Consider the following 574-nt stretch of genomic DNA (forward strand, 5'->3'; position numbering starts at 1 on the left):
GTCATTATGTCTATGTTTCTGGAAGGTTCAAATGAAAGCTCACAATGATAAAGCTCTGAGACAGAAATACTCAGTGCGCTTAATGTCCAACCATAAATGGAAGAAGTTCTTTCTTGTAATGGCAGAGTATGGAGCAGATTTTTCTGGTATTGAGTATCATTTTACGGATACTGAAAAAGTTTTCTTTGGTAATGCTCCTAGTAACCAACAGGTGTGGGATTCGGCAATTGATGACCCCGTTAAAGGCTGTGGTGGACCTGTCGAGTACAAGCACATTGAACGCATATGTATCCCAAAATCTTATTCATATCAACCTTATGAAAATGCTCCTACTACATACCGTGAACTGAATTTAGAGAGGTTTCTGATGGAACTTTGCAAGGTTGGCGAATTTCCGATAGTGAGGACTGATAGGGGTATCGAAATCTTGGGCTACGAAACATAACAAACTGTTCAAGAGGGATTCGCAACGCGTGGCATTTTCACTATGCGTTGGTTTTAGTGTTTAAGGTGGTATGCGGCGGCTTCAGTATTGCGTTGCTCACCCCTTAACAGGGCGTTGATATGACCCCCA

At 42.0% G+C, this 574-nt stretch carries 1 protein-coding gene; it reads left to right on the forward strand.

Annotation, left to right across the window (positions count from 1 at the left end):
* Positions 1–445 (forward strand): hypothetical protein (locus KI743_RS24550; protein ID WP_285468605.1); only part of this gene is annotated, 445 nt, incomplete at its 5' end.
* Positions 446–574: the final 129 nt, after the last annotated feature.

Source organism: Vibrio sp. D420a, assembly GCF_030248625.1.
Classification (GTDB): domain Bacteria; phylum Pseudomonadota; class Gammaproteobacteria; order Enterobacterales; family Vibrionaceae; genus Vibrio; species Vibrio fortis_A.